This window comes from Veillonella magna, from assembly GCF_959600285.1.
Lineage (GTDB): Bacteria > Bacillota > Negativicutes > Veillonellales > Veillonellaceae > Veillonella_A > Veillonella_A magna.
Window position 1 is genome coordinate 13,523 of record NZ_CAUGKU010000009.1, and the last position, 21,885, is coordinate 35,407.

23 protein-coding genes are annotated in these 21,885 nt (G+C 44.4%); 20 read left to right on the plus strand and 3 right to left on the minus strand.

What is annotated here, in order from left to right; all coding sequences use genetic code 11:
• Positions 1–17 precede the first annotated feature (17 nt).
• On the plus strand, positions 18–1,202 hold the full coding sequence (locus Q5873_RS06210; protein WP_028254983.1) for a hypothetical protein: 1,185 nt from the start codon (positions 18–20) through the stop codon (positions 1,200–1,202).
• Positions 1,203–1,300: 98 nt separating this feature from the next.
• On the opposite strand, the gene Q5873_RS06215 is transcribed toward Q5873_RS06210, so the two are convergent.
• Positions 1,301–1,819 (minus strand): DUF805 domain-containing protein, encoded by a 519-nt coding sequence (locus tag Q5873_RS06215; protein WP_288190744.1) that lies wholly within the window; start codon positions 1,817–1,819, stop codon positions 1,301–1,303.
• Between the two features lie 398 nt (positions 1,820–2,217).
• On the opposite strand from Q5873_RS06215, the gene Q5873_RS06220 reads away from it, so the two are divergent.
• The 4 genes from Q5873_RS06220 (at position 2,218) to nadE (ending at position 5,883) form a co-directional block, all read left to right on the plus strand.
• Positions 2,218–2,655, plus strand: coding sequence for a MarR family winged helix-turn-helix transcriptional regulator (locus Q5873_RS06220; protein ID WP_303059894.1), 438 nt, complete (start codon positions 2,218–2,220; stop codon positions 2,653–2,655).
• 209 nt (positions 2,656–2,864) lie between these two features.
• On the plus strand, positions 2,865–3,458 hold the full coding sequence (locus tag Q5873_RS06225) for an HDIG domain-containing metalloprotein (RefSeq protein WP_289089275.1): 594 nt from the start codon (positions 2,865–2,867) through the stop codon (positions 3,456–3,458).
• A 184-nt stretch (positions 3,459–3,642) separates the two neighbouring features.
• On the plus strand, positions 3,643–5,097 hold the full coding sequence (locus Q5873_RS06230; protein WP_303059897.1) for a nicotinate phosphoribosyltransferase: 1,455 nt from the start codon (positions 3,643–3,645) through the stop codon (positions 5,095–5,097).
• Positions 5,098–5,112: 15 nt separating this feature from the next.
• The gene (gene nadE / locus Q5873_RS06235) at positions 5,113–5,883 is read left to right on the plus strand and encodes an NAD(+) synthase (RefSeq protein WP_303059898.1); all 771 of its coding nucleotides are present in this window, start codon (positions 5,113–5,115) and stop codon (positions 5,881–5,883) included.
• 112 nt (positions 5,884–5,995) lie between these two features.
• Here the strand turns inward: nadE and Q5873_RS06240 are convergent, their stop codons facing one another.
• Positions 5,996–6,841 (minus strand): pyridoxamine kinase, encoded by an 846-nt coding sequence (locus Q5873_RS06240; RefSeq protein ID WP_028254989.1) that lies wholly within the window; start codon positions 6,839–6,841, stop codon positions 5,996–5,998.
• A 186-nt stretch (positions 6,842–7,027) separates the two neighbouring features.
• Between Q5873_RS06240 and Q5873_RS06245 the strand changes: the two genes are divergently transcribed.
• From Q5873_RS06245 to folK, 6 genes are all read left to right on the plus strand, one after another.
• Positions 7,028–7,828, plus strand: a complete 801-nt coding sequence (locus tag Q5873_RS06245; protein ID WP_303059901.1) for a hypothetical protein — start codon at positions 7,028–7,030, stop codon at positions 7,826–7,828.
• 101 nt (positions 7,829–7,929) lie between these two features.
• Positions 7,930–9,486, plus strand: a complete 1,557-nt coding sequence (locus Q5873_RS06250; RefSeq protein WP_303059903.1) for an ABC-F family ATP-binding cassette domain-containing protein — start codon at positions 7,930–7,932, stop codon at positions 9,484–9,486.
• A 39-nt stretch (positions 9,487–9,525) separates the two neighbouring features.
• Positions 9,526–10,107, plus strand: coding sequence for a GTP cyclohydrolase I (gene folE / locus Q5873_RS06255; RefSeq protein ID WP_028254992.1), 582 nt, complete (start codon positions 9,526–9,528; stop codon positions 10,105–10,107).
• Positions 10,085–10,918 (plus strand): dihydropteroate synthase, encoded by an 834-nt coding sequence (gene folP / locus Q5873_RS06260; RefSeq protein ID WP_303059911.1) that lies wholly within the window; start codon positions 10,085–10,087, stop codon positions 10,916–10,918. Before folE ends, folP begins: the two co-directional genes overlap by 23 nt.
• Before the next feature lies 1 nt (position 10,919).
• Positions 10,920–11,282, plus strand: a complete 363-nt coding sequence (gene folB / locus Q5873_RS06265; protein ID WP_028254994.1) for a dihydroneopterin aldolase — start codon at positions 10,920–10,922, stop codon at positions 11,280–11,282.
• An 8-nt stretch (positions 11,283–11,290) separates the two neighbouring features.
• Entirely contained in the window at positions 11,291–11,782 is a 492-nt protein-coding gene (gene folK, locus Q5873_RS06270; RefSeq protein WP_303059913.1) for a 2-amino-4-hydroxy-6-hydroxymethyldihydropteridine diphosphokinase, read from the plus strand.
• Positions 11,783–11,938: 156 nt separating this feature from the next.
• On the opposite strand, the gene Q5873_RS06275 is transcribed toward folK, so the two are convergent.
• Positions 11,939–12,892, minus strand: a complete 954-nt coding sequence (locus Q5873_RS06275) for an L-lactate dehydrogenase (RefSeq protein ID WP_028254996.1) — start codon at positions 12,890–12,892, stop codon at positions 11,939–11,941.
• Positions 12,893–13,074: 182 nt separating this feature from the next.
• On the opposite strand from Q5873_RS06275, the gene ftsL reads away from it, so the two are divergent.
• The 9 genes from ftsL (at position 13,075) to dusB (ending at position 21,824) form a co-directional block, all read left to right on the plus strand.
• Positions 13,075–13,389, plus strand: coding sequence for a cell division protein FtsL (gene ftsL, locus Q5873_RS06280; RefSeq protein WP_051245724.1), 315 nt, complete (start codon positions 13,075–13,077; stop codon positions 13,387–13,389).
• A gap of 107 nt (positions 13,390–13,496) precedes the next feature.
• A complete protein-coding gene (locus Q5873_RS06285; RefSeq protein ID WP_276626930.1) occupies positions 13,497–13,985 on the plus strand; it encodes a S1 domain-containing RNA-binding protein in 489 nt (162 codons plus the stop codon).
• Between the two features lie 77 nt (positions 13,986–14,062).
• A complete protein-coding gene (locus Q5873_RS06290) occupies positions 14,063–14,956 on the plus strand; it encodes a Ppx/GppA phosphatase family protein (protein WP_303059917.1) in 894 nt (297 codons plus the stop codon).
• Entirely contained in the window at positions 14,949–16,346 is a 1,398-nt protein-coding gene (gene tilS / locus Q5873_RS06295) for a tRNA lysidine(34) synthetase TilS (protein ID WP_303059919.1), read from the plus strand. Before Q5873_RS06290 ends, tilS begins: the two co-directional genes overlap by 8 nt.
• On the plus strand, positions 16,340–16,876 hold the full coding sequence (hpt, locus tag Q5873_RS06300) for a hypoxanthine phosphoribosyltransferase (RefSeq protein ID WP_028255000.1): 537 nt from the start codon (positions 16,340–16,342) through the stop codon (positions 16,874–16,876). Before tilS ends, hpt begins: the two co-directional genes overlap by 7 nt.
• Positions 16,877–17,017: 141 nt before the next feature.
• Entirely contained in the window at positions 17,018–18,931 is a 1,914-nt protein-coding gene (gene ftsH / locus Q5873_RS06305; RefSeq protein ID WP_028255001.1) for an ATP-dependent zinc metalloprotease FtsH, read from the plus strand.
• Between the two features lie 150 nt (positions 18,932–19,081).
• On the plus strand, positions 19,082–20,056 hold the full coding sequence (locus Q5873_RS06310) for a biotin--[acetyl-CoA-carboxylase] ligase (RefSeq protein ID WP_303059922.1): 975 nt from the start codon (positions 19,082–19,084) through the stop codon (positions 20,054–20,056).
• A 21-nt stretch (positions 20,057–20,077) separates the two neighbouring features.
• Entirely contained in the window at positions 20,078–20,845 is a 768-nt protein-coding gene (locus tag Q5873_RS06315; protein ID WP_028255003.1) for a type III pantothenate kinase, read from the plus strand.
• Entirely contained in the window at positions 20,829–21,824 is a 996-nt protein-coding gene (gene dusB / locus Q5873_RS06320) for a tRNA dihydrouridine synthase DusB (protein WP_303059924.1), read from the plus strand. Before Q5873_RS06315 ends, dusB begins: the two co-directional genes overlap by 17 nt.
• The last annotated feature ends 61 nt before the right edge of the window (positions 21,825–21,885 follow it).

A 21,885-nucleotide genomic window follows, 5' to 3' on the forward strand; every position in this document is an offset into this window, starting at 1 on the left:
ACCCATAGGGGGTGTCTATGAATACAATAGTCACACGATTGTTAGAACTGGCCGAAGGAGTTACCAACAAACCGTCCGGTAAGGAAGCACCGCATCATAATGTGGCCGACTCGATACCGAATGGTGATTTGGTGAATCCTAAATGTTTGTATGATCACGGCACGATTACAATCGAAGAGGATGTCATTAATCGAATTCTTCGGGCGCGCTTACGAAATCACTGGTTATTTCATTCTGTTACTTTTGAATTTGAACCGAATAATAAAGTGTACTTAGGTATTATCACAACCTTAGGCAATGTGATTAACGCGGAATTTACCATTGAAGATTTGTGGTTTGATGATTATTCTTCAGGTTTTGAAGTTAAATTAAATATGGCTGATGTAGATATGGGCGGCTTTGTATTAAATACGATTGTTCATTTATTAGGTAATTGGAGCTTGAGCCTGTTGGGAACATTTTTTAATCCCTTTATCATAGGTAATGACGGCTCAGGATTCCGTTTTGAAAAGAAAGGAATCATTCGTTTTGATTTATCTCCGGACAGTGAGATTCGTCGATTAATACCTTTCCCGGAACGACCGGCGAATAGTGAAGGTCCCATTTTGCTGACGAATGCTAAGACGCAACAGTCCGTATTACAGTTGGAATACTATGCATTCCATGAACCAGTAGAAACCTACAGCATGAAAGATATTCCGGTTAAAACAAGTTGGGTGCGTTCTATTGATATGGCAGCGGCATTGCTTTTGCCTATCGGCGTATGGATTAGTTTTGTCATACTTCATCATTATTTGCCGACAGAGACCATTGAATTTTCATTTTCGACCTATTTCTTGATTTCCTTGGGGATATTGATGATTAGTTTTATAGTTATGAATATTCCACGATACATTTATATGTATTTTGACAATCGGAAGAAGTGGCAAAGTGCGTTTGTTCATAATAATATAAAAATTCAAATGCGTAAGCTGCATCGACGAATTTTTATCCAACAAGCGGCGCTGTTAAATGACGGTCATGAAATGGATGCGAAAGGACAAGAGCGTATAAGGGATTTGCTGTTGCAAATTCGAGATAAGCGATTCTTGGCACAACGCCTGAAGATTGCCGATGAAGATCGTGATCGCAAGCAAAAGGTTAAATTTATTATTGCGTACATTGGCTGTACATTGTTAGAATGGATGTTACTCATCCATTGATAAGAAGGTTTAGACAATAAACATAGGAAAAGAAAAAATAAAAGGCGATATTGCTTCTCTAGGTTATGAGAGCAATATCGCCTTTTGTTAGATAGACATTACGGCGTAGTAACACGACGCGCTTTGCGAGGCCATATAGCAGGCGGGCCATACTTATTAGGTCGTGATGATCCCGGAATACAAGCGAGTAGTAAATTAACTAAGATCATAATGACGCTAAAAAGAATCATGGTGGCTTTTACGGAAAAATAGGAATGGGTAAAAATAATAAAGACGCTCCAAAGAATGCCGGGCAATCCCGGTAGGGATAAATCGTGTAAACGTCGTACGTACAGGACATAAAAAAAGGGTAACAGAAGAATATGACCGGCATATATCAAAAGCCGTACGCCCCAATAAGCGGGAAGAATGACAACGCTTTCCATTAGCGATTTGGTGAATATGGAGAATAAAATTAGTAATGCATAAAGTGCGAATAATCCCAATACAAATTGCAAGCGATTAAGACGTCCGCGCAGACGTAAAATAGCCACGGAATGAGCATGTCCCCATTTTATGATGAAGAGCGCGATAATGCCCAAAATAAAGGTTTGACCGATGATAAATAACACGTCCATGAGTATGAGTACGCTTCCTTTTCATTAAACTTTGTTCCTTATTATAGCATGAAAATGAATGCATATAAAATTTTAAATTTTGGTGATAAAGGCAAGTGAATTACATGAGTATATATGTTATAATTAAACAATCTCATAAGTATAACCTGAAGAATTAATGATAACTATCGAGTTTTTTTAGTGGAGTTCATTACGGAAAGATTGTACTTGTCGGGAGGGTGCAATCTGGTCGTGTGCGATAGCAGCACGTAACAGGTGGTTGGGATTGAGACAAGGAGAGAGGGCGTAAGTCCCGTGTTATATTGATTGCGAGGGGCAAGTGACCATTGCCGTATACTGTCGGTGGCACTGATGAACACAGGCAATCATTGTGAGAGTTGTGTATGGAGGTAATATGTATGAATCAAGCAGAAAAACCGGTAGAGTTGCAGCTGCTCATTGGCTTAAATAGAGTACTCAATGATATTGATCGTCAGCTGGCTCGCGTATTGGCGAAGTACGGCTTAACAATAGGTCAGTACGGTGTATTAGAAGCGTTATATGTAAAAGGTGATTTGACGGTAGGTGAAGTGCAACGCAAAATTTTCAGTACTACCGGAACGATTCCCCTTATTATTCGAAATTTAGAAAAAAGAGGATATGTAGAACGGTATACGGATGAAAAGGATCGCCGTCGCTCTATGCTTCACCTGACTACGCCGTTAGGACAAGCAGTTATCGAAGAAGCTTTGCCCAGTAGTCGCCAGTTTGTTATAGAGGCGATGTCTTCATGGAGTGCCAATGATAAGGCACGCTTGTTGGATTTGTTAAAAAAATATGAATTTAGACAACAATAATTAATAGGATAAGGGGCTGTAACGAAATTGAGTTTTTTACTCGTATTTCGGTTACAGCCCCCTTTTTACGGTAGTGGTATTTTAATCGATTTCTTTAGTAAGTACTTTATTATGTCGGGTAAGTGTCTATGTGTCTACCTTGAAAGTACGATTGGTGTGTGATACAATGGCAAGAAAAGTTATGTATAAAAGAAAGAGAGGAAAGTCCCATGAGAACTTGTACGATTACTAGAGAAGCGGCTATAGATGCTTTAAAACAATATAATAAAGAGCCCTTTCATATTCAACACGGTTTGACAGTGGAAGCAGTGATGCGTTGGTTCGCTGAAGAATTGGGGCGTGCCGATGAAGTAGACTATTGGGGGATGGTAGGCTTGCTTCATGATATTGACTTTGAAATGTATCCGGAGGAGCACTGCGTAAAGGCTATAGAATTATTACAGGCAGCCGGTGTAGAGGAAGATATGATTTATTCTATTTGTAGCCATGCCTATGAACTTCACAATGATTGGGAACCGAAGGATCTCATGGAAAAGGTGTTATACGGAGCCGATGAATTAACAGGGCTTATCGGTGCCGCTGCTTTGATGCGCCCTTCAAAATCGACGAAGGACATGGAATTAAAAAGTCTAAAGAAGAAATTTAAGGACAAAAAATTTGCTGCCGGTTGTTCGCGCGATGTTATTAAGCGTGGTGCGGACATGCTCGGTTGGGAGCTTGATGAGTTATTGACGAAGACACTGCAAGCAATGCAGGCCGGTGAAGACCGTATTGCCAAGGAGTGTGAACAGCATATAGGTTAATGCACCGGATGAGACAGAGACGAGGGTCTCGTAAGACCGGTGTGCTTATATATGACAGCCACTTGATGAATTTTTCTCATCAAGTGGCTGATTGCATAGAAATGTATGGCTCATTTTCTTGAATCCTATTATAATAGAATAAACCGTATATTGTGTACATGCGGCATTTTAAGGAGGTGCGGACATGCCTCAGTGCAGTCAAAGAAATATATCCATGTGCATGGATTTATATGAACTGACTATGGCGAATGGCTATTATGAAGATCGCGATTGTTCAGAGCAAGTAGTATTCGATGTATTTTACAGAAAAAATCCCGATAAGGGAGGCTTTGCCGTATTTGCCGGGTTGGAACAGGTCGTTGAATACATAGAAAATCTTCATTTTGATGAGGAAGAAATTGAGTATCTGCGCTCGCTTGGATTATACAGTGAAGCGTTTTTAACGTATTTAAAAAACTATCGCTTTACGGGATCTGTTGATGCGGTGCCGGAAGGAACCATCGTGTATCCTCATGAACCGTTGGTGACGATTACGGCCCCTCTTATTGATGCACAGTTAGTAGAAACAGCAATATTAACAGAAATTAATCATCAATCATTGATTGCTACTAAGGCGCGTCGTATTGTACGGGCTGCCAAGGGGCGCAGCGTCTCCGATTTTGGTGCTCGGCGGGCACATAATGTAGATGCAGCCGTGTATGGCGCAAGGGCAGCGTACATTGGAGGGGCGGCCAATACAGCTACTGTTCTGGCGGGAAAAATGTTTAATATTCCCGTTAGTGGAACGATGGCCCATAGCTGGGTAATGTATTATGACAGCGAATACGAAGCCTTTGCTCAGTTTTGCCGTATATATCCGGATAATGCCGTGCTGTTGGTAGATACGTATGATGTGGTTAGGTCCGGTGTTCCCAATGCGATTCAAGCGGCAAAAGAAGTATTGGAACCGATGGGCAAGCGCCTAAAAGGAGTGCGCCTAGATTCCGGTGATTTAGCGTACTTGTCGCAAAAGGTGCGGTTAATGTTAGATGAAGCCGGCTTGACGGATTGCATTATCGTAGCCTCCAACAGCCTTGATGAATATACTATCGGATCGATTCTTCGACAAGGCGGACAGATTGACGCATTTGGTGTCGGTGAACGATTGATTACGGCAAAATCAGATCCCGTGTTTGGCGGTGTATATAAAATTGCCGGTGTCATAAAGAACGGCGTTTGCGAACCGCGCATTAAGGTATCGGAAAGCGTAGAAAAAATTACTAATCCGGGGAAGAAGAAATTATATCGCATTTATAATGAATCGGGGAATGCGATTGCCGATTTGATTACGTTGGCGACGGAAGCACCGCCTAATGTCAAGGCCCCGTATCGCTATGTGGATCCGCGGAAGCCTTGGAAGACGATGTATTATGAAAATTGCACGGCAAGAGAATTGCAAGTACCGGTTATCCGTGATGGTAAGCGTGTAGGTACGTTGCCTACCTTAGATGAAATACGCGATTATGTCACGCATCAGCTGGACTTTGAGATTTGGCCGGAAGAACAACGCTTCTCAAATCCGCATGTACATTATTTGGATATGAGCCCGGCCTATTATGAGATGAAGATGGATTTATTGGATGCCATGGATAAGCACTGAGAGGTAGGCGTTACAATGTTACGGGATGCAAAAAAGACAGCGGCTTCGTTATGTGAATGGATTCGTACCTATATGTCAGCAGCCGGAGAGACGACAAAGGTTGTTATTGGTTTATCCGGCGGTAAGGATTCCTCGGTGACGGCTGCGTTATGTGTAACGGCGTTAGGCTGTGAACGTGTTATTGGTGTATTAATGCCCAACGGAGTACAAAAGGATATTGAGGATGCTAAACAAATAGCTCGTCATTTGGGAATTCGCACTGTAACGGTAAATATAGCAGAGGCAGTCAATGGTTTGCTGCATGCTGTTGCAACGGCAGAGGGCTGTGATGTACTGAGCAATGGTATTTCTGACGATAGTAAAATTAACTTGCCCGCTAGAATTAGGATGGCTACATTATATGCGGTAGCACAATCGCTTCCCGGTGGAGCAAGAGTAGTCAATACCTGCAATGCATCGGAGGATTATGTTGGTTATTCCACTAAATACGGTGATGCAGCCGGTGACTTCAGCCCTCTTCAACAGCTGTTGGTCCATGAAGTACGGCAGTTGGGTGAAGTATTGGGAGTGCCGCATGACTTAGTATACAAATGCCCTTCCGATGGTTTAAGTGGATTGTCCGATGAGGACAAATTAGGATTTACCTATGCTGAGCTGGATCACTATATACTGACCGGTGAATGTGAAAGTACGGCTACGAAGGAGCGTATTGATCGGTTGCATAGGATGAATCTTCACAAGTTACAATTAATGCCGGCCTATGAACTACAGACACAGGAACGGTAATACATATAACGCATATAGCTGTCGATATATAGAAATGAAGTTGTAACTAATACATAGTAAAAGACCCTTGCATCCGGGAGGTACCCGGCTGTAAGGGTCTTATCGTTTATTCCTACCATTGTTGATTTGTCAAACGATGGAGTAAAGGCTCAAATAGAAGGCCATCGCGAAGAGAACCGATGGAATCAACGGTATAGCGTAATGCGTCGGTGGTGAAGACGGAGGCTAAGCGGGCCGCATCATATACGTCGGCACCTTTCAGAATGGCACCGCTGAGAACAGCTGTAAAAATATCACCCGAGCCGTGCGGTGTTACCGGTAGTAAAGGCGTACGAACAAAGCGAAGCAAATCGAGCTTACCATCATACACGGCCACCAAGGCATCGCTTTCGGCGGGAACGCTGGACAGAATAATATAGCGCGGCCCCATAGCGTGTAAAGCACGGCAATAGTCGGCTACGGCTTCTTGCGATAAAACATCCGTGCTATACGGTCGATCAAGAAGGAACGAGGCTTCCGTAAAATTAGGCTTTATAATCGTAGCACGACTAATCAGGGTTCTCATTTCTTCCACCATAGTTGAGGTGTATACGCTGTACAGTCGACCGTGGTCTGCCATAGCGGGGTCTACAATAATCGGCATTGACGGTGTAGCAAAGCGATCGATGGCATCGATGACCAGATGAATTTGCTCAGGCGAGGCAAGGAAGCCGCTTTGGATTCCGTCAAAGGTGATGCCATTGGCTTGCCAGCAATTCATAAACGGTGTCATGGAGTCCGTAAAGTCTACCAGTTCATAGCGTGGGTACTCTAAGTGATTACATAAGACGGCTGTCGGCAAGGGGATTGCTTGGCAACCTAAAGCGGCCGCAATAGGAAGCATTACCGTTAGGGAGCAACGGCCTACCGAGCTCATGTCTTGTATTGTTAGTAAATTAGGTACCGGAGATTGATTCATACTACCACATCCTGTATAACAAATATATAATAATGTAAAAATATCGCGAAGGACCTTGTGAAAATTTGAAATTTATACAAGGTATTAACCGGTATGGTTCGTATTGTACTGATAAAGTGGATGGGCGTAAATATACAGAAACGATAAAATACATAGGACAGAGTAAGCAGTAAAGAGGATGAAGCAGTGAGAAATCATAATAAACAAGCCACCATACGTTTGCATCGAAAAAGAATAGGTGACCATTGGATTTTTTTGACGGATCAAACAGTTTCACCGGAGCATATCGGGCTGTGGGCCGAAGCTTTGTATAATGAATTACACATAGTGAAAGAAGGTTTGTTATTGGTTGACACTTCGCTAGTTGATGTAGGAATGTATGTACAATATCATTACCATAGAGAGGTAATACTTACCGATGTGGCGACATTGGAAACATATCCAATGGCGCAATGGCAATTACAGCAAGTATGTTTTGACCGGGTACGTGCTCTTGAACCATTGCCGGCACCGCCGCATGGTTATATATCGGCATTGCATGAAGGTGGGCGCCTGGTGGTGGGGACATTAGATGGCCTGGAGTATCAATGGCGCGAGTTTATAGAGAGTGAACGGCAGGCGGTTATGATTTTGCCGGTAGATTTTTACGGTGATTGGGCTCATACCAATCGATGGGTAGAGACAATGACTTCCGGCTCCATGGGAAAATGGGTATCCGGTGTGATACTGCCTTATGCTACCGTTTGTGTAGATGGTTCAATAGGGGAAGAAGAGGCAGGCGACGAAGAGGACTTGTGGGCACTTCTTACCGAGAAGTTACTTTTCGGATTAGAGAAGGCCCACCGACATGATGATACGGAGCCGATAATTTGTTATGTCACAGGCGCAGGATCGGACAATTATTTCTCTCTTCCTATAGGCAGGTGTATTACTTTTAGGGGCATTGTCAATACATTGTTGATTATGCCGAAAAACGGAGCTTTTTGACATACCGTGGAAATAAAGGTAAAATAAGAGAATAAATTGAAGAAAAGCCGTCTTGTTGAAGGCGGCTTTTCAAATACCTATACTGTGTTTGGAGAGTAAGAATGAGCGTATTAACTGTTTCTCACGTGACCCACGGATTCGGGGCTCGTCAAATTTTAGATGATGCATCGTTCCGCTTGTTAAAGGGAGAGCATGTAGGCTTGATCGGTGCCAATGGCGAGGGCAAGTCGAGCTTTTTAAATATTATTACGGGTAAGCTAATGCCGGATGAAGGAACTGTAACCTGGTCGAATAAGGTAACCGTAGGTTATCTGGATCAGCACAGTGTGCTTACGGCAGGGCAAACGATTCGCGATGTATTGCGCGATGCCTTTAAAGAGCTGTTCGCAATAGAAGAGCAGATGCAAGCTGCTTACAATGAAATGACAGACTGCGATGAAGTGCGGATGAACGAATTGCTGGAACAGACCGGTGAATGGCAAGAACTATTGGAGCAACGAGGCTTTTATGAGATCGATGCTACCATCGAAAAGACGGCGCAAGGGCTGGGCCTTGTAGATATCGGACTCGATCGCGATGTTACGGAGCTAAGCGGCGGACAGCGCACCAAGGTATTGTTAACGAAATTGCTCTTAGAACAGCCGACGATTTTATTATTGGATGAACCGACCAATTATCTTGATGCGGAACATATTCAATGGTTACAAACATATTTGCAGAATTATGAAAATGCATTTATTCTCATTTCGCATGATATGGAATTTTTAAATGCGGTGGTTAATGTAATTTACCATATTGAACAGGCCGTATTAACTCGCTATACAGGCAACTATGATCAGTTCTTAGCGGCCTACGAAGTACAGCGGCAACAAGCCATTAAAGCCTATGAAAGACAACAACAGGAAATTGAGCGCATGGAGGACTTTATCTCCCGTAATAAAGCGCGCGTTGCTACGCGTGGGATGGCCAATTCCAGAGCTAAGCGGTTGGAAAAAATGGAACTTCTGAGTAAGCCGAAAACACATATTAAACCATCCTTTGGATTTAAAGAAGGGCGTACACCGAGTCGTTATATTATTGAGGCGACAGGATTGGTGTTAGGCTATGACGAACCGTTGACACGACCTGTGGACGTAGTTATCGAGCGAGGGCAAAAGCTAGCTATTCGCGGTGTAAACGGTCTGGGGAAGACAACGCTCTTAAAAACATTGCTTGGTATGCAACCGGCAATAGAGGGCACGATTGAGCGAGGCGAATTTTTACAAATTGGTTATTTTGCTCAAGAAGATACGGCACAGAATACCAGAACAGCATTAGAATACATCTGGGATGCTTATCCGGCGATGACTAATGCGGAGGTACGCGCTGCATTAGCACGATGTGGATTGACAAACGAGCATATTACAAGTCAAATGCGTGTGTTATCCGGCGGCGAAAATGCAAAAGTACGATTATGTAAGCTGATGCAGGAATCATATAATGTATTGGTATTAGATGAACCGACGAATCATTTAGATGTGGATGCCAAGGAAGAATTAAAGGCAGCTTTACAGGCATTTAAAGGAACGGTTATTATAGTCAGCCACGAACCGGAGTTTTATGAATCATGGGTGACGGATATTTGGAATGTTGAGGACTGGACGACAAAAATAGTATAGTGTTGTGCAGCAGAAGGAATGATGTAGGAGGTCCTAGCTATGAATCGTCAGGCCGTAGAGGGTATGACTATGTTCTTGGAAGGCTTGGGTATAGATTTAACTGCAGAAGGCATGGAGAAAACGCCGGAACGAGTGGTGGCCTTGTTCGAAGAGTTGTTTCGCGGACGAATGGGGTCCAGTAGAGCTGTATGGGGTGAGATTTTTTCCACGGAATATAAAGGCTTGATAGCGGTTACCAATATACCTTATTATTCGGTATGTGAGCATCACTTAATGCCCTTTTTCGGTGTAGCTGATGTGATTTATCAGCCTCATGAAGGTTGCGTAGCGGGACTGAGTAAAATTGGTGATATCGTAGACTTATATGCGCGCAGACCGCAGTTGCAGGAACGATTGACCAGAGAAATTGCGGATTCCATTGAACGGGATTTATTGGCGGACGGAGTTATGGTACGGGTAACCGGTACACAGCTGTGTATGCTGATGAAAGGCGAATTGCAGCCGGGCACTAAGGTGACGACATTGGAAAGTCGCGGTATACTGAGTAAAACAGGAGCCTTGCGTGAAGAAGCGCTGGCCATATTGGGAGGTTCAGACTATGTTCAAACGCCGGAGTTATAAGTGGAGTGACGGAAAACAATTACAGCTGGATGATAGCACCCTTATCATGGGGATTCTTAATGGGACACCGGATTCTTTTTCCGATGGTGGTCGGTATAATACTACGGAAGCGGCCGTGGCGCATGCTGAAGAGATGATTGCACAGGGGGCTGATGTCATCGACGTAGGTGTAGAATCTACCAGACCGGGACATACACAAATTTCCGTAGACGAAGAAATAGAACGGATGAAGGCTATCTTAGAGCCGGTATTAGATGTTTCGACGGTACCGGTATCGATAGATACGTATCGGGCCAAATCTGCGGAATATGCCTTGAGTAAAGGAGCTCATATTCTGAACGATATTTGGGGGCTTCGTTACGATCGGGATATGGCTGCAGTAGCAGCACAATACAATGTACCGGTCATTATTATGCATAATCAGAATGACACTAATTACGGAGACATTATCGAGGATATGAAGGCATTCTTTTTTGCGTCTGTAGATATTGCCCTGAAGGAAGGCATTAAGCCACAAAATATTTGGCTCGATCCGGGGATTGGTTTCGGTAAAACTGGCGCACAAAATATTGAGGTCCTGCAAAGACTCGGAGAAATTACAGCCTATGAATATCCCGTCTTGTTGGCACCCAGTCGCAAGCGATTTATTGGCACCATATTGAATGATATACCTGCGGATCAACGTGATGAAGGTACGGTAGCCGCATGTATTACGGGGATTATTCAAGGCGTGGATATGGTACGGGTTCACAATGTGGATATGCATAAAAAGGCCTTAACCGTAGCAGATGTATTACTGCGAGGTGAGTAGTATGGATAAAATAGTTCTTAAAAATATGGGATTTTACGCGTATCATGGTAACTTGCCTTCCGAGACAACACAAGGACAACGCTTTTTTGTAGATGTTACGGTGTTGGCTGATTTGACAAAGCCGGGACAGACGGATCAGCTGGAGGATTCTATCAATTATGTAGATATCTACGATACAGTAGAACGTATTATGACGGAAACGCCGTGTAAATTACTGGAACGAGTAGGATCTCTCATTGCTGACGAGTTGTGGAATTCTAATAAAGGTATTGTAGGCTTGGCAGTTACCGTACGCAAGCCTTCTGTGCCTATTAGTGGTATGTTGGATTATGTGGAAGTGACGATTACACGAGGTCAGATTTGAGGTAGCATATGTATACATATTATATTGGTGTAGGATCAAATATAGGTGATCGCTACGGCTACTTACAAGCAGCAGTAACGGGGCTGGCTCGGCATCCGGATATATATCGTGTTCACAGATCGTCGTGGTATGATACTCCACCATGGGGGAATGTACATCAAGAGCCCTTTTTAAATGGTGTCATTAAGGTAAGCACTTCCTTACAACCGGAGGTCATGTTGGATTATTTACATACATTAGAACAAGAGGCCGGTCGTACTCGTGAAATTCATTGGGGGCCGCGCACTTTGGATCTCGACATTGTTTGGGCTGAGAAGATGGAGGAACTCTTGCATGTCTCAACACCGCTTACGTGGCATACCGATACACTTCAAGTGCCACACCCGTATTTTTGGGATCGGCTTTTTGTGTTGGAGCCTTTGGCAGAGTTGTATCCTCAACTAGCATATAACGGCGTGAATATATATGAGCGCATTAGACAATTAAAAGCAGATAGCTGAAAAGGACTGTAATGAAACGATGTAAATATCATTTCATTACAGTCCTTTTTGGTAGTTAGTGACAAGAATAAATAAAGCAGTATGGGGATAACAGCTATTGTCGGATACTATCCGATAATAGCTGTGTTATGAAAAAGAGCATGCATCACTTAGAAATTAGAACGTATCAGCTTTGGCTAAGTATTCGCGAATACGATTACAAGAAGCAGCAAAGCGCTCCTGTTCATCAGCAGTTAAGTTTAACTCTACAATGAGTTCTACCCCGTCTTTGCCCAGCATTGCCGGTACAGATGCGAAGACATTGTGCTGTCCGTACTCACCATCCAATAGACAGGACACGGGTAGAATTTTGTGCTCATTATGAAAAATAGCGCGTATGATTTCTACCGCTGAAGAAGCAATGCCGAATTCGGTAGAGCCCTTTCCTTTGAGAACCAGGTAACCGCCATATTTCATAGCTTCAGTCATAGCATCGTGATCAAAAGAAGGAAAGCGTTCCGGCATACTGGTCTGTAAATCGATTAAAGGCTTACCGCCTACAGTAACATGTGACCATGGAACCATAGCACTGCCACCATGCTCTCCCATGGCGAATGCAGTGAGCGAACGACGATTTACTTGCAACGTTTCGGATAATAAGCGTTGAAGTCGAGCCGAATCCAAGGCAGTACCGGAAGAGATAATTTTATGCTTTGGATAATTAAGTACACGTTGTATATAAGCAGCTACGACATCAGCCGGATTAGAAATGCTGAGAATACATCCGTTGAAGCCGGATGCTTTTACTCGCGGAAGGACATCTTTCAGAATAGCTACTGTATCGCCGAGGGATTCTAGTCTATCCTTATTGGGATCGGGCAACGGTCCGGCAGAGATTACGAGAATATCGCATGTACCGATGTCTTCGATATCACAGGCTTTGGCTTCTACGTGGTGCGGCAGATAACTGACGGCATCGTTTACGTCGGTGGCTTGCGACAGCGCTTTTTCTTTATCAATATCCGACATGTAGAGTTCATCAACCTCACCTTGTGTAGCAAGTGCAAAGGCTACGTGAGAACCTACATGGCCGGTTCCTATAATAGCTACTTTTCGTGTTTGAACAGACATATATACCTCCTTGGTTATGGTAATGAGTAAGATAACTGCTTTAATCTATCCTATAGGGGACTGTTGAATCTGTACGCACAACATGTATGGTTGCGCACTAACAATACACTTATTATATACTATTGAAGGTAGGATTTCTATGCTATAATGAAACTGACATTTAACGGAGTGAGGTGGCCGGCATGGCACAAAAAAAACGAATCACGGCACCAGGCGCCCAAAGTCGCAGAAAGCAACGACAGGTTATACGTTATACGACGGTAGGCGCAGTTATTGTGGCTGTTATCTTTTTTTGTATCCTTATTGTACAAGGGTATGAAATGATGCAGATTTATCAAGAGCAACAACATGTACAGCAACAGCTAGAGCAATTGCAGCAACGCAACAAGGAGTTGGAAGCGGAGAAGGCAAAGCTGAGCGATCCTAAATATATTGAAAGCGTGGCTCGTGACGAATTGGGCTTAGTACGTCCCGGTGAGGTACCCTATATAAAATAAATTGACATATTGACAAGGTTTTTCGCGCCCCCTTATAATTATCGTATGTGTATAAGTATATATGACACATACGTAATTTTAACTAATTTGGGAGGGCATCGTTTAGCATGGCCATTGAAGTCGGTAGTGTTCTTGAAGGCACGGTAACGGGTATTACAAAATTTGGTGCGTTTGTAGATTTAGGTAACAAGCAAACAGGATTAGTTCACATTTCGGAAGTTGCCAATGAATATGTAGAAGATATTCATGATTTCCTTAAAGAACAGGATAAAGTAAAGGTTAAGGTTCTCGGCGTAGACGAAAAGGGCAAGGTTAGTTTATCAATTAAACAAACGCAGCCGAAGCCGGAAAAGGCAGAACGTCCGGGTAAGCGTGAATTCAAAGAGCATAAGGAATTCCACGGTCGTCGTAATGGGGATGGCGGTAAGGGAAGCTTTGAAGGTCATCACAGAGGATCCTTTGAGCGAAAAGCACATAGCAATTTATCGTTTGAAGATAAAATGAGCCGTTTTCTTAAGGACAGCGAAGAACGGTTAACAGATTTAAAACGTAATACAGAATCAAAACGCGGCGGTCGAGGCGGTCGCAGAGATTAAATCTTAAAGATGATGCGAACAGCTCGCATCATCTTTTTTCATCTACAGCACATAACAGTGTGTGGAAAGGAGTTATTATGAAAGCAGCGATTATCGATCTTGGGTCAAATTCATTTCGCTTATTATTGGGAACATATATTGATGGACAGTGGCATAATGAACTAAAACGATTGTGGACAACGCGATTAGGGAACCGCGATGCCAACGGTTATCTTACGGAAGAAGCAATACAAAAAGGCTTGGACGCTTTGCGGGACATCAAGGAAGCGGTACAGGCATATGGTGCTGAGAAGGTTATCGGATTGGCAACAAGCGCTGTTCGTGAAGCGCCGAACGGAGAAGAGTTTATGAAAGAGGCCGTAAAGATATGTCCCATGGAAGGCCGAATTTTAACCGGCGAAGAGGAAGCCTATTATGGTTTTCGTGGAGCCGTCGGTGACTATTTAGGGGATGAAAAACATTACGCTTTGATTGATGTCGGCGGCGGTAGTACAGAACTTGCGTTAGGTGATATTCATGAGGTGTATTGGCGGCGGTCGTATCCGGTGGGGGCAGTGCGCCTACAAGCAATAGCTGAGGAAGGACCTCAAGCTGTGTGGGAAGAAACACGCTTCCTGTGGGACCCTATGCCTATTGCCGGCCCTTTTGGAGAATATATTGGAATTGGCGGTACGATTACGACCTTGGCAGCGATTCATCTAACGTTAAATGCATACAACCCGATGAAGGTACAAGGGCATCGTCTTACGCGAGAAGCAATCGAAGGCATGGTTATGGAGCTACGGTATATGACAGCAGAAGAGCGAAGCCATGTTCCCGGATTACCGGCGGGACGTGCGGATATTATCGTAGCCGGTGCAGAGATTGTTACATCGTTTATGGATGCTTACGACATTGGTTATTTAGTCGTCAGCGATCGCGACGGCATGGAAGGAATGCAAGCAGAATTGGTGGCGAACAAACATGTCTGAAATAGCTGCTTTTGAAAAACGGGTAGCAGACTATGTGAAGCGGCATGGCCGGTTGAATCCACAAGCGGACATTTTGGTGGCTTGCTCGGGAGGACCTGATTCGGTGGCATTACTGTATTGGCTGGCATGGTGGCAAGCCAGTGAATCCAGCGGTCAAGGTCGCTTGGCGGTAGCTGTCGTCGATCATTCGCTGCGTCCGGAAAGTGTAGAGGAAGTAGCACTGGTGCAGGCACATGCCGATCATTTACATATACCCTGCTATACGATGCGTTTTGATGCAAAAGAGGCAGCAAAAGCAAGCGGACAATCCATTGAAACGGTAAGTCGTGAACGACGCTATGCATTTCTTTATGAGACAGCACACATTCATGGGTACACATATATAGCGACGGCACATCATCGTGATGATCAAGCGGAAAGTATTTTGGCGCATATCCTGCGTGGCAGCGGCACTAAAGGCTTGCAGGGAATGAAGGTATTGGACGGAGAATTGTGGCGTCCTTTCTTAGGTGTGACAAAGAAAGAAATCGCGACTTATGTGGCTGATAAACAACTGACGGTTGCCCATGATAAAACCAATGAATTACCCATGTATGCCAGAAATCGTTTGCGATTGGAGATTATACCGATGCTCAAACAAATAAATCCGGCTGTAACAGAGGCATTGGTGAGACTAGGCGAAGCTGCAGCTATGGATGAAGATTTTCTAAGGGCTGAGGTAGTGCGGCGTGCGACTAAGCTGGAACGGGTAGTGGAAAATGGTATTCAGGTGAATCGACAAGCGTTTCTTAAAGAATCGGCTGCGGTTCGTTATCGTTTGTGGCGCCGTTGGTTTTGGATGATTGCATCGCAGATACCTTCAGCCGCACATGCGGAGATAGTGGAGCGCATGGCACATAACGGCGGGGATAAACAATTTTCCGTGGGTCAGGTGAAGGTTAGCGTACAATATGATATAATACAAGTCGAACGACTTATTGCCAATCACGCAAAAGATGCACAAACGAAGTTGCATCGTACTGTGTGTATTGAGGCCGTAGAATGCGTTACGGGGAATGGTGCTGCCTTAATGGAGCATTGTCGGACCAATACATTATTTATGGTGCCGGCAGTAATGGCTCCGGACGGCGTAGAAGTAAGAACGCGCCGAGCCGGTGATCGTATTTATATAGTGGATGCTACCGGTCAATGCAGAGGTCGGAAGAAATTAAAGGACTGGTGCATTGACAGAAAAATTCCACGGCAAGAGCGTGATACGATTATGTTCTTGGCGGCTAAGGATAGTAATACTGTATTTGGCCCGGCTACGGCAGATAGGCCCGTTTGTATACGGAGCGAAAGTGAAGCGACCTATATTATAGGCGCCTTCAAGGAGGTAGAATCATGTTAGACGTAGTGAAAGAAGTATTGATTTCTGAAGAAGAATTAAAACAACGTGTAGCGGAATTGGGAAAGCAAATTTCGGAAGATTACCGTGGTGAGGATGTTGTATTGGTATGTGTATTGAAGGGGGCCGTTATGTTTTTCTCCGATTTAGCACGCCATATAACAGGCAATGTAACGCTTGATTTTATTTCTTGCTCCAGCTATGGAAGCAGTACGGTTAGCAGCGGTGTTGTCCGAATTTTGAAAGATTTGGATCGACCGGTGGAAGGAAAGAATGTTGTTGTCGTAGAAGATATCGTTGATACGGGAACAACGTTGCATTACTTACTTAAGAATTTAAAATCACGTAATGCGAAGAGCGTGCGCTTGGCAGCATTGCTTAATAAACCGGATCGCCGTAAAGTAGATGTACACGTGGATTACCAAGGGTTTGTAATTCCGGACTACTTTGTAGTAGGCTACGGTCTTGACTATGATGAAAAATATCGCCAGTTACCTTATGTCGGTGTCTTGAAAGAAGAAGTATATCAATAAGCGCCTGTAGACCGAGATGACTGTAATGGGCGAAGATATATTGTGTGCAAGATAAAAATGTGATACTATATTATCTAGGTGTATATTCGTACACTTAGCTAATGAAATAACAGTAATAAGAATATTGAAAGGGGTAATAGATTGAGTCGATTTGTAAAGAACATGTTGCTATACTTGCTTATTATCGTAGCGGCAGTAACGGTTATTGATTCTTTCTCAGGCTCTAATACAGCGAAGTCGGAAATGAGTTATACCAGCTTCCTGCAACAGGTCTCGCAAAAGAAGGTTGAAAGTGTAACGATAACGGATAACCACGCGATTGTAGGTAAGATTAAGAATGGACCGGATTTCACTACGTATGCGCCGACGGATGCTAATCTGATTCCGCAATTGGTGCAGAATGGCGTGGAAGTAACGGCAAAGCCGCCGGAACAGCCGGCGTGGTGGATGAGCATGCTCACCTCCATATTACCGATTATATTGTTAATCGGGGTATGGTTCTTCATTATGCAGCAAACCCAAGGTGGGGGCGGACGCGTAATGAACTTTGGCAAGAGTCGCGCCAAGATGCAGGGTGAAGGCAAGGTAAATGTTACCTTTAAAGACGTAGCCGGTGCAGATGAAGCAAAACAAGAGCTGGAAGAAGTTGTTGAATTTTTGCGCAATCCCGGTAAGTTTAATGCTATCGGAGCGAAAATTCCTAAAGGGGTTTTGCTTTTTGGACCTCCGGGTACCGGTAAAACCTTATTGGCCCGTGCCGTAGCCGGTGAAGCAGGCGTACCGTTTTTTAGTATCAGTGGGTCTGACTTCGTGGAAATGTTTGTCGGTGTAGGTGCTTCGCGTGTACGTGATTTGTTTAATCAAGCAAAGAAGAATGCGCCTTGCATTATCTTTATCGACGAAATTGATGCGGTAGGGCGTCAACGTGGTGCTGGCCTTGGCGGGGGACATGATGAACGTGAACAAACGTTGAATCAGTTGCTCGTAGAAATGGATGGTTTTGGTGCTAACGAAGGAATTATTACGATTGCGGCTACTAACCGACCGGATATTCTTGATCCGGCATTGCTCCGTCCGGGACGCTTTGACCGTCAGGTTACCGTAGATAAACCAGACTTACGCGGACGCGAAGCGATTTTGAAGGTGCATGCCCGTAATAAACCGTTAGCCGATGATGTGGACTTGAAGGTAATTGCAAAGAAAACGCCGGGCTTTACGGGAGCCGATTTAAGCAACTTGCTTAATGAAGCAGCCTTATTGGCAGCACGCCAGAACAAGAAAACAGTGACGATGGACGATCTAGAAGAAGCCAGTGAAAAGGTAAGTTATGGTCCGGAACGTCGCAGTCATATTGTAAGCGAAAAAGAACGTCGTTTGACGGCGTACCACGAATCGGGTCATGCTATTGTGGCGCATTTGTTGCCTGATGCAGATCCGGTACATAAGGTAACGATTATTCCGCGCGGTCGTGCCGGCGGCTATACCATGATGTTGCCGACGGAAGAACAAAACTATATGACGAAGTCGCAGTTGTTAGCGCGAATTCGTGTAGCGTTGGGCGGTCGCTGTGCAGAGGCCTTGGTATTGAAGGAAATCAGTAGCGGAGCCTCCGGTGATTTGCAGCAAGTAACAAATATTGTTCGCCATATGATTACCCGTCTCGGCATGAGTGATGAGCTCGGACCGATGGTTTTCGGCGAACATCAGGAACAAGTATTCCTCGGACGTAGCTTGGGTCATGAACGCAACTATGGCGAAGCGGTAGCCGAAAAGATAGATGCAGAAATGCATGCTATTGTTGCCGATGCCTATAATGATGTTATGCAGATGCTCGCTGAAAACATCGATTTCTTGCATAATATGGCCAATGCGTTGCTAGAAGAAGAAACCATTGATCACAAACAGATTGAAAATCTTTATAAGTACGGTTCTGTCCATGCACCGGAAGAAGAAAGCAAGGACGAAACAAAATCAGCATTGGAAGCGGCCGGTATCATTGTGCCGGATTCCATTCCGGCGGAACCGTCTGCTACGAATGACGAACCCAAGGCATAATGCGTTGGCATAGTGTTGAACAGAGTTAATACTAAAAAGGAAGGCTATAAAAGGCCTTCCTTTTTTATGCTTTCGCACTTGCTTTTTAACGACGCGACCTGTACAATCGTAATGTAAACTTTGGTGCTAATGAAGGAGGACTAAGATACCATGAGGGATGAGATTTTAGAATTCTTGCGGAAAAACAAGGGCAGCTTTACGTCGGGACAGAGTATGTCCGAGGCTTGTCAAGTGTCGCGTACAGCGGTGTGGAAGCATATCGAGGTGTTGCGTAGCAAGGGGTATAAAATAGAGTCCTTTACTAAGCGTGGATATCGTTTATTGGAAGAACCGGACTTGGTGAGTCCTCTGGAAATGGAAGATATATTAACTACTGAAACGTTTGGACGAACCTATGAATATATTGAACGGACAGAGTCTACGAATCGGGAAGCACGTCGGTTGGCGGAGGAAGGAACTCCGGAGGGAACCGTGGTTATTACCGAGGAACAGGTAGCCGGACGGGGACGTTTGAATCGCGGTTGGTTTTCGCCATACGCAAAGGGGCTGTGGTTTAGCGTTGTGTTACGCCCGACCTTTCCACCTATTGAAGCACCAAAGTGCACATTGATGGCGGCAGTGGCCTTGATTAAGGCTTTTCGTGAATTGGGACTGACGACGGCAGGGATTAAATGGCCGAATGATATTATGGTTCATGGACGTAAGCTGGTAGGAATCCTGACGGAAATGAGTGGTTCCATGGAAGCCATCGATTATATCGTGATGGGCATAGGTATTAATATAAGTTCACAATTAAAGGATTTCCCGGAAGAGTTACAATCGATAGGCACATCTTTTGCAGTGGAAGGTGTGCAGGTAGATAGACGGCATGCGTTAGATGTGATATTGCGCTGTTTGGAAATGCAGTATAAAAAGGTATGCACCGAAGGCTTTGACAGCACATTAGAGGAATGGAAACTATATAGTATTACCCTTAATAAGGATGTAACGGTAAAAGCACCGGGAGAAGATTATATTGGCCACGCTGTTGATTTAGATCGGGACGGAAACTTAATTGTAGAACGTGCAGATAATGGCCAAGTTGAACGCGTAGTAGCCGGCGATGTGTCGATTCGACCGGTATAAGAGTAATTTAGGAGGGCAAGTATGCTACTGGTGATTGATGTAGGCAATACGAATATTGTATTAGGTGTGTATGATAAGAAGAAGTTAATTGGTCATTGGCGAATCTCTACAGATAGAGTGCGCACGACGGATGAATACGGTGTGCTTATCATGAACTTATTCTTCCATGATCGCAAGGTAAATGTAAGCGATATTGATTCAATCATTATTTCTTCGGTTGTACCGCCCATGATGCCTACCCTGGAACGTGTTTGCCTACGCTATTTTAATGTGGCTCCGATTATTGTCGGTCCGGGAACTAAAACCGGTATGGCCATTAAATACGATAACCCGCGAGAAGTAGGGGCAGACCGTATTGTCAATGCAGTAGCAGCTTACGAAAAATATGGTGGGCCGTTAATCGTTATCGACTTTGGTACGGCTACCACGTATTGTGCGATCTTGGAAAACGGCGATTATATCGGAGGCGCTATCGCACCGGGCATTCAAATTTCCGCGGAAGCATTATTTCAACGAGCCGCTAAATTGCCGCGTATTGAGGTAAGAAATCCGGGACAGGTGATTTGCCGAACCACGGTAAGTTCGATGCAATCCGGAGTACTTTTCGGTTATGTAGGTCAAGTAGAGGGTATCGTAGCCCGCATGAAAGCGGAGCTGCCTGAAGGGGTGAAAGTCATCGCTACCGGTGGCTTGGCGCATTTAATTAATGCGGAAACAAATGTAATTGATCATATTGAACCGATGTTAACTCTGGAGGGATTACGACTACTCTATGAAAAAAATAAATAATGATACTTGGTATATCGGCGATGTTGCCATTACCGGGCGTGCTGTATTGGCACCTATGGCCGGAGTCAGTGATATAGCGTATCGACTACTGGCAAAGGAACATGGGGCTGCGTTAGTGTGCACGGAAATGGTAAGTGCCATGGGTATTAAGTATGAGAATGAACATACGAAGGATTTGTTGTTTATGGAAGCCGCGGAGCATCCGGTATCAATGCAGATTTTTGGTTCTGATCCGGAAGCCATCGGGTTGGCTGCAAAGACTGTGGAACGAGCCGGTGCAGATATTGTAGATATCAATATGGGCTGTCCGGTAAAAAAAATTGTTTCATCCGGCGACGGATCGGCGTTAATGAAGACACCTGATTTGGCCGTGCGCGTAGCAGAGAGTGCGGTAAAGGCGGTAACGATTCCCGTTACGGTTAAATTGAGACTGGGATGGGATGAGGTACATAAAAATGTCGTTGATATGGCTAAGCGCATGGAATCGGTGGGAGTTGCGGCTATTGCTGTGCATGGGCGTACCCGCGAGCAAATGTATAGCGGCAGTGCGGATTGGAGTTATATTAAGGCGGTGAAGGAAGCTGTGTCGGTTCCCGTGCTAGGGAACGGCGATGTGGTCGATCCTCTTTCCGCGAAGGCTATGCTGGAAGAAACCGGCTGCGATGCGGTACTGGTAGGCCGCGGTGCGCAGGGAAATCCATGGATTTTTAATCGCATTAATCATTATTTAGCAACCGGTGAAATCATACAGGAGCCGTCGGCTGATGAGAAACTGACTATGTTGCTACGCCATTTCCATCTTCTGTGCCACTATAAAGGTGAAAGCTTGGCGGCTCGTGAAATCAGAACACATGCAGGTTGGTATATAAAAGGCCTGCCGGAAGCGGCGAAGTGGCGCAATCGCATTAATATGGTGCACACCGCAGAAAGCTTTGAAACGGCTATTGGCGAATATCGTCGGGATATAACGAAAAATTGACAGTCAAAGACAAAGACGGTATAATATTACCTGCAAATTACATGAAAATATGTGATTATAG

Coding starts and splice junctions, on each gene's coding strand:
- Q5873_RS06225 (WP_289089275.1), top strand. CDS start 2,865: ATGAGAACTTGTACGATTACTAGAGAAGCGGCTATAGATGCTTTAAAA.
- tilS (WP_303059919.1), top strand. CDS start 14,949: ATGTCTGAAATAGCTGCTTTTGAAAAACGGGTAGCAGACTATGTGAAG.
- hpt (WP_028255000.1), top strand. CDS start 16,340: ATGTTAGACGTAGTGAAAGAAGTATTGATTTCTGAAGAAGAATTAAAA.
- Q5873_RS06210 (WP_028254983.1), top strand. CDS start 18: ATGAATACAATAGTCACACGATTGTTAGAACTGGCCGAAGGAGTTACC.
- Q5873_RS06230 (WP_303059897.1), top strand. CDS start 3,643: ATGCCTCAGTGCAGTCAAAGAAATATATCCATGTGCATGGATTTATAT.
- folE (WP_028254992.1), top strand. CDS start 9,526: ATGAATCGTCAGGCCGTAGAGGGTATGACTATGTTCTTGGAAGGCTTG.
- dusB (WP_303059924.1), top strand. CDS start 20,829: ATGAAAAAAATAAATAATGATACTTGGTATATCGGCGATGTTGCCATT.
- ftsL (WP_051245724.1), top strand. CDS start 13,075: ATGGCACAAAAAAAACGAATCACGGCACCAGGCGCCCAAAGTCGCAGA.
- Q5873_RS06285 (WP_276626930.1), top strand. CDS start 13,497: ATGGCCATTGAAGTCGGTAGTGTTCTTGAAGGCACGGTAACGGGTATT.
- folP (WP_303059911.1), top strand. CDS start 10,085: ATGTTCAAACGCCGGAGTTATAAGTGGAGTGACGGAAAACAATTACAG.
- Q5873_RS06275 (WP_028254996.1), bottom strand. CDS start 12,892: ATGTCTGTTCAAACACGAAAAGTAGCTATTATAGGAACCGGCCATGTA.
- Q5873_RS06290 (WP_303059917.1), top strand. CDS start 14,063: ATGAAAGCAGCGATTATCGATCTTGGGTCAAATTCATTTCGCTTATTA.
- Q5873_RS06315 (WP_028255003.1), top strand. CDS start 20,078: ATGCTACTGGTGATTGATGTAGGCAATACGAATATTGTATTAGGTGTG.
- Q5873_RS06240 (WP_028254989.1), bottom strand. CDS start 6,841: ATGAATCAATCTCCGGTACCTAATTTACTAACAATACAAGACATGAGC.
- folB (WP_028254994.1), top strand. CDS start 10,920: ATGGATAAAATAGTTCTTAAAAATATGGGATTTTACGCGTATCATGGT.
- Q5873_RS06250 (WP_303059903.1), top strand. CDS start 7,930: ATGAGCGTATTAACTGTTTCTCACGTGACCCACGGATTCGGGGCTCGT.
- nadE (WP_303059898.1), top strand. CDS start 5,113: ATGTTACGGGATGCAAAAAAGACAGCGGCTTCGTTATGTGAATGGATT.
- Q5873_RS06215 (WP_288190744.1), bottom strand. CDS start 1,819: ATGGACGTGTTATTTATCATCGGTCAAACCTTTATTTTGGGCATTATC.
- Q5873_RS06220 (WP_303059894.1), top strand. CDS start 2,218: ATGAATCAAGCAGAAAAACCGGTAGAGTTGCAGCTGCTCATTGGCTTA.
- Q5873_RS06310 (WP_303059922.1), top strand. CDS start 19,082: ATGAGGGATGAGATTTTAGAATTCTTGCGGAAAAACAAGGGCAGCTTT.
- folK (WP_303059913.1), top strand. CDS start 11,291: ATGTATACATATTATATTGGTGTAGGATCAAATATAGGTGATCGCTAC.